This is a genomic window from Arthrobacter sp. Y3225116 (genome assembly GCF_059091245.1).
In genome coordinates this window covers 1-8138 of record NZ_JBNHGL010000132.1, presented here as the reverse complement: position 1 = coordinate 8138, position 8138 = coordinate 1, and the positions used below count along the sequence as shown (strand labels likewise).

Genomic DNA, 8138 nt, shown 5'->3' with positions numbered 1-8138 from the left:
GCCGGCAGGGCGGTGCCGCGGAGCGGGGCGGCGGCCTCCGACTCGAGCAGCACGGTCCGCCGCGGCGTGGCGTAGAGCGCGGAAACCTCGCCCAGTTCGTCGGAGACCAGCTGACGCAGCATGGCCTCGTTGGCCAGGATTTCCTCCAGCGCGGCGATCTCGCGGCGCAGTTCGTCCTGTTCCTTCTCCAGCTCGATCCGCGAGTATTTGGTCAGCTGGCGCAGCCGCAGTTCGAGGATGTGATTGGCCTGGATTTCGGACAGGTCGTAGATGGCCATCAGCCGTTCGCGGGCGGCGGCCGCCTCGTCGGAGGAACGGATGATCTGAATGACCTCGTCGATGTCCACGATGGCGATCAGCAGGCCTTCGACCAGATGCAGCCGGTCCTTCTTCTTGCCCAACCGGAACGCGGTGCGCCGCCGGACGACGCCGATGCGGTGGCTGATGTAGACCTGCAGCAGTTCCATCAGGCCCAGCGTGCGCGGCTGCCCGTCGACCAGGGTCACGTTGTTGATGCCGAAGGAATCCTCCATCGGCGAATAGCGGTACAGCTGCGCCAGCACGGCGTTTGGGTTGAAGCCGTTCTTCAGTTCGATGACCAGGCGCAGGCCGTGCTGCCGGTCGGTCAGGTCCACGATGTCGCTGATGCCCTGCAGCTTCTTGGACGTCACCGCGTCCTTGATCTTCTCGATCACCTTCTCCGGACCCACGCCGTAGGGCAGCTCGGTGACCACCAGGCCGGTGCGGCGGGCGGTGAGCTTTTCCACCTCCACCTTGGCGCGGGTCTTGAAGGAGCCGCGGCCGGTGGCATACGCGTCGCGGATTCCGTCCAGGCCCACGATCTTGCCGCCGGACGGCAGGTCCGGTCCGGGGACGAACCGCATGATGTCCTCGAGCGTGGCGTCCGGGTTGGCGATCAGGTGCTGGGCCGCGGCGATCACTTCGCCGAGGTTGTGCGGCGCCATGTTGGTGGCCATGCCAACGGCGATGCCGGAGGAACCGTTGACCAGCAGGTTGGGGAAGGCGGCCGGGAGTACCGCCGGCTGCATCAGCTGGTTGTCGTAGTTGGGCACGAAGTCCACAACGTCTTCGTCCAGGTGGTCGGTCAGCGCCAGGGCCGGCGGCGCGAGGCGGGCCTCGGTGTAGCGCGGTGCCGCGGGGCCGTCGTCGAGCGATCCGAAGTTGCCGTGGCCATCAATCAGCGGCATGCGCAGCGAGAACGACTGCGCCATCCGCACCATCGCGTCGTAGATCGCGGCGTCGCCGTGCGGGTGCAGCTTGCCCATCACCTCGCCGACCACGCGGGCGGACTTCACGTGTCCCTTGTCCGGCCGCAGCCCCATCTGGGACATCATGTAGAGAATGCGGCGCTGCACCGGCTTCAGCCCGTCGCGGGCATCGGGCAGCGCGCGCGAGTAAATGACCGAGTAGGCGTATTCGAGGAAGGAGCCTTCCATCTCGGAGGTCACGTCGATATCGACGATGTTCTCCGTGTAGTCCTCTTCGGGGGCGGGAGTCTGGCGGCGGGGCATCGGTAGAGCTTCGGTCCTTAGCTAAAAGTTGCGGATACAGTGAGTTTATGGCGCAAGAGGCTGATTCCCCGGATTATCCGGATTATTGGGAGGCGGATGTCGTGCTGCGCGACGGCGGGACGGCGCACCTGCGCCCCATCCTCCCGGCCGATGCCGAGGCCCTGCAGGCCTTCCACGTGGGGCAATCGGAAAGCTCCATCTACCTGCGCTTCTTCACCTTCAAGTCCAAGCTCAGCCCGCGCGAACTGGCCCGCTTCACCAAGGTCGACTACGTCAGCCGGGTGGCGTTCGTCATCACCATCGGCGATGAAATCATCGGGATCGGCCGCTACGACAGGCTGGACGATCCCGCCGAAGCCGAGGTCGCCTTTAATATCTCCGATGCCCACCAGGGCCGGGGGCTGGGCTCCATCCTGCTGGAGCATCTGGCGGCGGCCGCCCGGGAGAACGGCATCAGCAAGTTCTCCGCCGAGGTGCTGCCGGAGAACCGGAAAATGATCACCGTCTTCAACGACGCCGGTTACGAGGTGCGGCGCCATTTCGACGACGGGGTGGTCGCCCTGGAGTTCGACATCGACCCGACCGAGCGCTCCCGCGCCGTCATGGCCGCCCGGGAACACCGGGCCGAGGCCAAGAGCGTGGCCGCCCTGCTGGCCCCCGGATCCGTGGCCGTGATCGGCGCCAGCCGGGAGTGGGGCAGCGTGGGCTACTCGCTGCTGGAGAACATCATCGAAGCGGGCTTCACCGGTCCCGTCTATGCCATCAACCCGCAGGCCTTCGAACTGAACGGCATGATCTCCCATGCCGCCATCGCCGACGTCCCGGACCCCGTGGAACTCGCCGTCGTCGCCGTCCCGTACGAGGAAGTGCCCAAGGTGGCCCGCGAATGCGCCGCCGCCGGTGTCAAGGGCATCCTGGTGGCCAGCGACGGTTTCTCCCAGGCCGGGACCGAAGGCCTGCAGCGGCAGCGCGAGCTGGTGCGCCAGGCCCGCGCCCACGGGATGCGGGTGATCGGCCCGGGGTCGCTCGGACTCCTGAACACCGACCCGGCGGTGTCGCTGAACGCCTCCATGGCGCCGGCCATGCCGCCGCGCGGGGCGCTCGGGCTGTTCAGCCAGTCCGCGGCGATCGGCGTCCTGCTCTACACCGCGGCCAGCCGGCGCGGGCTGGGCCTGTCCTCCACGGTGTCGGCGGGGAACCGGGCCGATGTCTCCGGCAACGATGTCATGCAGTACTGGGAAGACGACCCGGCCACCATGGCGGTGGGGCTCTACCTGGAATCCATCGGCAACCCGCGGAAATTTTCCCGCATCGCGCGCCGGCTCTCGCGCAGCAAGCCGGTGATCGTGGCCAAGTCCGATGTGATGGGGCTGCAGCTGCCGCCCGGCCATGCGGTGCGCACCACCCAGGCGCCGCCGGGCGCCCTCGACGCGATGTTCCGCCAGTCCGGGGTGATCCGCGTGGAGACCAATGAAGAGCTGATGGACGTGGCGCAGGTCCTGGTCAGCCAGCCGCTTCCGGCCGGCGCCAACCTGGCCGTGTTCAGCAACTCCCTGGCGCTGGGCAACGTGGTGGCCGACGCCGCCAAGGCGCACCAGCTGGACGTGGTCCGGCGGGAGGTGGCGCTGGACCTGAATACGGGGCAGTCCACCGCGCTCCCGATGCTTCGCCGGCAGGTGCAGCAGGCACTGTCCGCACCCGAGGTGCACGCCGCCGTCGTCACCCTCCTTCCCGCCACCGGGATCCCGACCTCCCGGCTGGCGGAGGTGCTGCGGGACTGCGCCGAAGAGGCCGGCAAGCCGGTGGTCGCCTCCTTCACCGGCGTGCTCGACCTGGCCGAACGGACCGACGGCCTGCTGGCCACCGGAGGCCCGACTTCCGGCGGCCTGCAGCGCGGCCTGCCCAGCTTTGCCAGCCCCGGCAGCGCCGTGAACGCGCTGGCGGCCGTGGTCCGCTACGCCGAATGGAAGGCCCGCGACCAGGGCGAATTCGCCGAACCGGCGGGCACCGATCCCGCCGAGGCGCAACGGCAGATTGACGCCCTGCTCGCCGGGGTCACCGGGACCGAGCTGCTGACACCGACCGCTGCGCAGACCGCCCGGCTGCTGGGCTGTTACGGGATCACGGTTCAGGAGTCGGCCGGCTTCACGCACGACGACGAGGCCGTGGCCGCCGCCGAACGGCTCGGCTGGCCCGTGGCCGTCAAGACCACCGACGCGCGGCTGCGGCAACGGCTGGACCTCGGCGGGGTCCGGCTGAACATCACGGACGAGGCGACCCTGCGCGCCAACATCGCGCACATGCGGGCCAGCCTGGCCCCGTTCGGCGACATCCCGTTGGAAGTCCAGTCGATGGTGCCCGCCGGCCAGGCCTGCACCATCCGCTCCATCGAGGATCCGCTCCTGGGCCCGGTGGTGTCCTTCGGGCTGGCCGGCGACGCCGTCAACCTGCTGGGGGACTGGTCCCACCGGATCCCCCCGCTGACCACCGTGGATGTGGCGGACCTGGTGCGCGGGCCCCGCGCGGCGGAGAAGCTCTTCGGCTACCAGGGCCTGCCGGCCGTGGACGTTCCGGCGCTCGAGGACCTGATCGCCCGCGTGGCGCAGCTCAAGGACGAACACCCCGAAGTGGCCCTGCTGGAGCTCAACCCGGTCCAGCTCTCCGACCGGGGCCTGGCCGTGCTGAACGCCGAAGTCCGGCTCGGAAACCACGCGCACCGCACGGACAGCGCGCGGCGCGCCATGCGGGACTGAACCTGCCGGGTTGGCCATCCGGCGGCAGGGTAGGGGATTATGGAACCATGAGCCCCCTATCGACGGCCGAACGCCGCAGTCTCGACGACGCCCTCAACCGGGCAGGCTTCTACCCGCTGCTGGTTTCCGACGTGGTCCACGACGCCTTGGACGAGCGCGAGCCGCTGTCCCACCTGGTGCACCTGGAGACCCACTTCGACCGCAACGAGGTGCACCGGCACATCACCGTGCTGGTGCTCACCGAGGACATGCTGGTCATCACCCACGTGGACGACCAGCAGCTGGACGACGAGGGCGAGCAGATGGTGGCGCAGATTTCCACCGAGTCGGTCCCGGTCAGCCAGATCCGCTCCGTGGTGCTCAGCTACGTCTACGCCCAGCCGCAGAACTACACCTCCGCCGACCAGGCCCGCGAACTGACCCTGGCCATCGCCTGGTCCGGCGGCCAGCGGCTGGACATGGGCCCGGCCGGTTGCGGCGATCCGCAATGCGACGCCGACCACGGCTACACGGGCAACATCGTCCAGGAAGACATCGTGCTGCGGGTCAGCGCCGAGGCCGACGGGTTGCAGGCGGTCCAGAACGCCAAGGACTTCGCCCGCGCCCTGCGCAAGGTCAGCACCAGCCACCCGGAGCCCGCCGCCGCGCCGGGGCCGGTGCAGCAGCGCCCGCGCATCGGCAACCGCCTGGTCCGCGGCCACCACGGCCGCTGATCCGCGGGATCGACGCCGCGTGACGCCGATACAGGAACCGCTTCCGGCTGCCCCCGGCTACGGCCGCAACTCCCTCGCCGAGGTCATGACCAGCGCGGCGGCCGCGCTGGGCGCCGAGGGCTTCGACAATGAGCTGCAGCTGCCGCCGGCGCGGCGTGTGTGCGTGGTCATGGTGGACGGACTGGGCAAGGCGCTGCTGAAGCAGCGTGGCGGACATGCCCCCTTCCTGCGCCAGGCCATGGACAACTCGCGGACCCTCGGCAGCGCCCTTCCCTCGACGACGGCGGCGTCCCTTGCCAGCCTGGGGACCGGGCTGGCGCCCGGCCTGCACGGCATGGTCGGCTATGACGTCCTGGACCCGGGGCAGGACAAGGTGGTCAACCAGCTCGGAGGCTGGGACCCCGGGGTGGATCCGCAGGTGTGGCAACCGTATTCCACGGTGTTCGAACGGGTGGCGGAGCAGCTGCCGGTGACCACCGTCAGCCTGCCCCGGTTCGCGGAGTCGGGCATGACCCGGGCGGCGCTGCGCGGCAGCAGGTTCGTGCCCGGCGCCACCGGCCATGCCCGGACCCAGGCCACGGCGGAAGCGTTGGCGGCTACGGACCGGGCGTTGGTGTACCTCTATTTCAACGAACTGGACAAGGCGGGCCACCGGTTCGGCGCGGCCTCGGCCCAGTGGGGGCATGCGCTGGAGGAACTTGACTCGGACATGCGCCGCCTGGCCCGTCAGCTTCCGGCCGACACGCTGCTGCTGCTGACCGCGGACCACGGCATGCTGGACGTGGCCGAGGAGTTCCGTTTCGACTACTCGGCGGACCCGGCCCTGGTGGCCGGGGTGCGGCACACCGGCGGCGAACCGCGGTTGGTCCACCTCTATTTTGAGCCGGACGCCACGGCCGGGCAGCGCGAGCAGGTGGCCCGTGCCTGGCTGCAGCGGTATGGGAAGCAGGCCTGGGTGTTCACCCGGGAAGAGGCGGTCAGCCGCGGGTTCTTCGGCCGGGTGGACCCGCGGGTGCTGCCGCGCATCGGAGACCTGATGGTGGCTGCGCGGGAGCCCGTGGCGTTCTACGACACCCGGCGCGTGCCGGAGACCGCGATGTCCGTGGTCGGTCAGCACGGCTCGCTGACCAAGGCGGAACGGGAAGTGCCCCTGCTGACCCTGGCGGCTCCGGGCAAACGGGCCCTTCGCAGATGAGCATGGTTGGGGCTGGATGAATCTTCGCGGCGTCTGATGCAATGGGCTGGCGTGGCGTTGGCCTGAAAAAAAGCCTGGGTCTCTTTGAATTGGTAGCGACCAAGCCAACCAACTCCACAAAGAGACCCCGACATCGATGCTACTTCCTGTGCGGACAGGCGCTGGTGTGAGCGCGCCGACGCGATGCTCGGCATCGAAGGACTCCACGTTGTTTTCGTCGCCGCCAATGATGGCGGACTGGTCCTGCAGGTCGAATCCGGCCGGCAGCTTGCCGGCTGCCCGGAGTGCGGTGTCGTCGCGACCGGCCACGGACGCCGGCGCGTACGCCTTCACGACACCCCGTGCTTCGGCCGCCCGGTCCGGTTGGTCTGGGCCAAGCGCATCGGCGCTGCCCAGACCCCGACTGCCCCACAACCACGTTCACCGAGGAACACCAGATAGCACCGCCACGGGCGAAACTGACCTCCCGGGCCGTGGCATGGGCGACCGATGCCCTGCAGCATTTCGACACCTCGGTCTCGGCGCTTGCCTTTCAGCTCGGCGTTTCCTGACACACCGCCTGGGACGCGAACCTGCAGACCACCAGGGGCTACGTTGCCGTGTTCGATGAAGACATCGTCCGGCACTACCAGATGCACCTAGCCAACCCCAGGGCGATGCGTCCGGACCATGAATACGCCCGCGTCACCGATGCCGAGTGGCAAGAGTTCGAGGATCATTTTGATAAACGCAAAGTTGAACCGGGCACCTGCGGCACGCCCCTACGGCACGCCCTGCGCGCACGAACACGATTGCGCGCTCTGCCCCATGCTCCACGCTGAACCCCGAATGATTCTTCGCTTGGACGAATTGGAAGCCGACCTCGTCGCTAGAAGGGAGCGAGCTGAAACAGAGGGGTGGAAAGGCGAGGTCTACGGGCTGGAACTTACCTTGGGACACCTGCGTGATAAACGTGACCGCGCCATCCGGCTGCGGAAGCAAACAACGGCCCCGCCCTGACCATGAAGCTAACTCCTCGAATCCGTGCAGGAAGGACGGTCTGTGGCCGTTAGCCGAACCTTTACCGGGCGGCACGGAGGACGTCTGTTTCTACAGGGGCGTGGCATCGAGACTGCATGGCTTGCACCAGCCATGCATACCCCCACGGGGTATCATGTGATTCATGGGAACAGCGATTCGAAGAAGCAAGCTTCAGGCACAGGATCACGCGGCGTACTGGGCACGCCCGCAGGCTGGAGTGCTGACCTATGTTGCACTTGGGGACTCGGCGGGGGTGGGCGTCGGCGTCGATGATCCACGTCATGGATATGTCGGCGTTGTCGCCGATCGTCTCGCCGAGGCGACTGGTCAACAAGTCCGCACAGTGAATTTGTCGGTCAGCGGGGCTAAGACGCGGGACCTTCTGCTCACTCAGATCCCGAAGTTGTTAGCAATGTCCCTGCCTGATTTCGTCACGTGCATCATTGGAGGGAACGACGTAGCGTGGTCCCCGGCGTTTAGCACCCCTGCCTTTGCGCGGAACATGAGAACCATCGCCGCAAACTTGCCAGTAAGCTCCGTGATGGGGTTTGTGCCTCATTTCATGCATTGGCCATATTCGGCTCGAACGCGAAAAGCAAACCAGGCCATCCGGTTAGCCGCTGACGTGAGCGGCCACGCAGTTGCAGACATCTACTCGGCAACGAGGAATCTATCCCTTTCCGAATATATGCGGACATTTGCCGGAGACCGCTTTCACCCCAACGAAGTTGGTCATCGAGTGTGGGCCGACGCGATATGGGAGCAACTTGTTCCTCGCAGCTCACCCCTTTACTGAGGTTGGAATCAATAATGCTTAACTGCGAAGGGTCGGCAAACGGCGCTAGGAATCCGCGCCAGCCCGCAACGCGAGGTCGCCGGGCGGGCGCCCCGACGGGCCGGGCACCTCGCGGGCCGGCACCCCGCC

General features: G+C 67.8%; 7 protein-coding genes. 6 read left to right on the top strand and 1 reads right to left on the bottom strand.

The genetic code is table 11. The annotated features are described in order from the left end of the window. The coding region (locus tag AC5RV2_RS12015) for a DNA gyrase/topoisomerase IV subunit A (protein ID WP_494092517.1) at positions 1–1532 on the bottom strand (1532 nt) is incomplete at its 3' end. Between the two features lie 47 nt (positions 1533–1579). On the opposite strand from AC5RV2_RS12015, the gene AC5RV2_RS12010 reads away from it, so the two are divergent. The 6 genes from AC5RV2_RS12010 (at position 1580) to AC5RV2_RS11985 (ending at position 8009) form a co-directional block, all read left to right on the top strand. After that, the gene (locus AC5RV2_RS12010) at positions 1580–4285 is read left to right on the top strand and encodes a bifunctional acetate--CoA ligase family protein/GNAT family N-acetyltransferase (protein ID WP_494092516.1); all 2706 of its coding nucleotides are present in this window, start codon (positions 1580–1582) and stop codon (positions 4283–4285) included. Between the two features lie 47 nt (positions 4286–4332). Then, positions 4333–4998, top strand: a complete 666-nt coding sequence (locus AC5RV2_RS12005; RefSeq protein ID WP_493977911.1) for a DUF5998 family protein — start codon at positions 4333–4335, stop codon at positions 4996–4998. Positions 4999–5017: 19 nt separating this feature from the next. After that, positions 5018–6193, top strand: a complete 1176-nt coding sequence (locus AC5RV2_RS12000) for an alkaline phosphatase family protein (RefSeq protein WP_494092515.1) — start codon at positions 5018–5020, stop codon at positions 6191–6193. A 183-nt stretch (positions 6194–6376) separates the two neighbouring features. Beyond that, on the top strand, positions 6377–6634 hold the full coding sequence (locus tag AC5RV2_RS11995) for a transposase family protein (protein ID WP_494092514.1): 258 nt from the start codon (positions 6377–6379) through the stop codon (positions 6632–6634). A gap of 158 nt (positions 6635–6792) precedes the next feature. Then, complete coding sequence (locus AC5RV2_RS11990; RefSeq protein ID WP_494092513.1) at positions 6793–7014, top strand: hypothetical protein; 222 nt, start codon at positions 6793–6795, stop codon at positions 7012–7014. Positions 7015–7355: 341 nt separating this feature from the next. Continuing rightward, complete coding sequence (locus AC5RV2_RS11985) at positions 7356–8009, top strand: SGNH/GDSL hydrolase family protein (RefSeq protein WP_494092512.1); 654 nt, start codon at positions 7356–7358, stop codon at positions 8007–8009. Positions 8010–8138 lie beyond the last annotated feature (129 nt).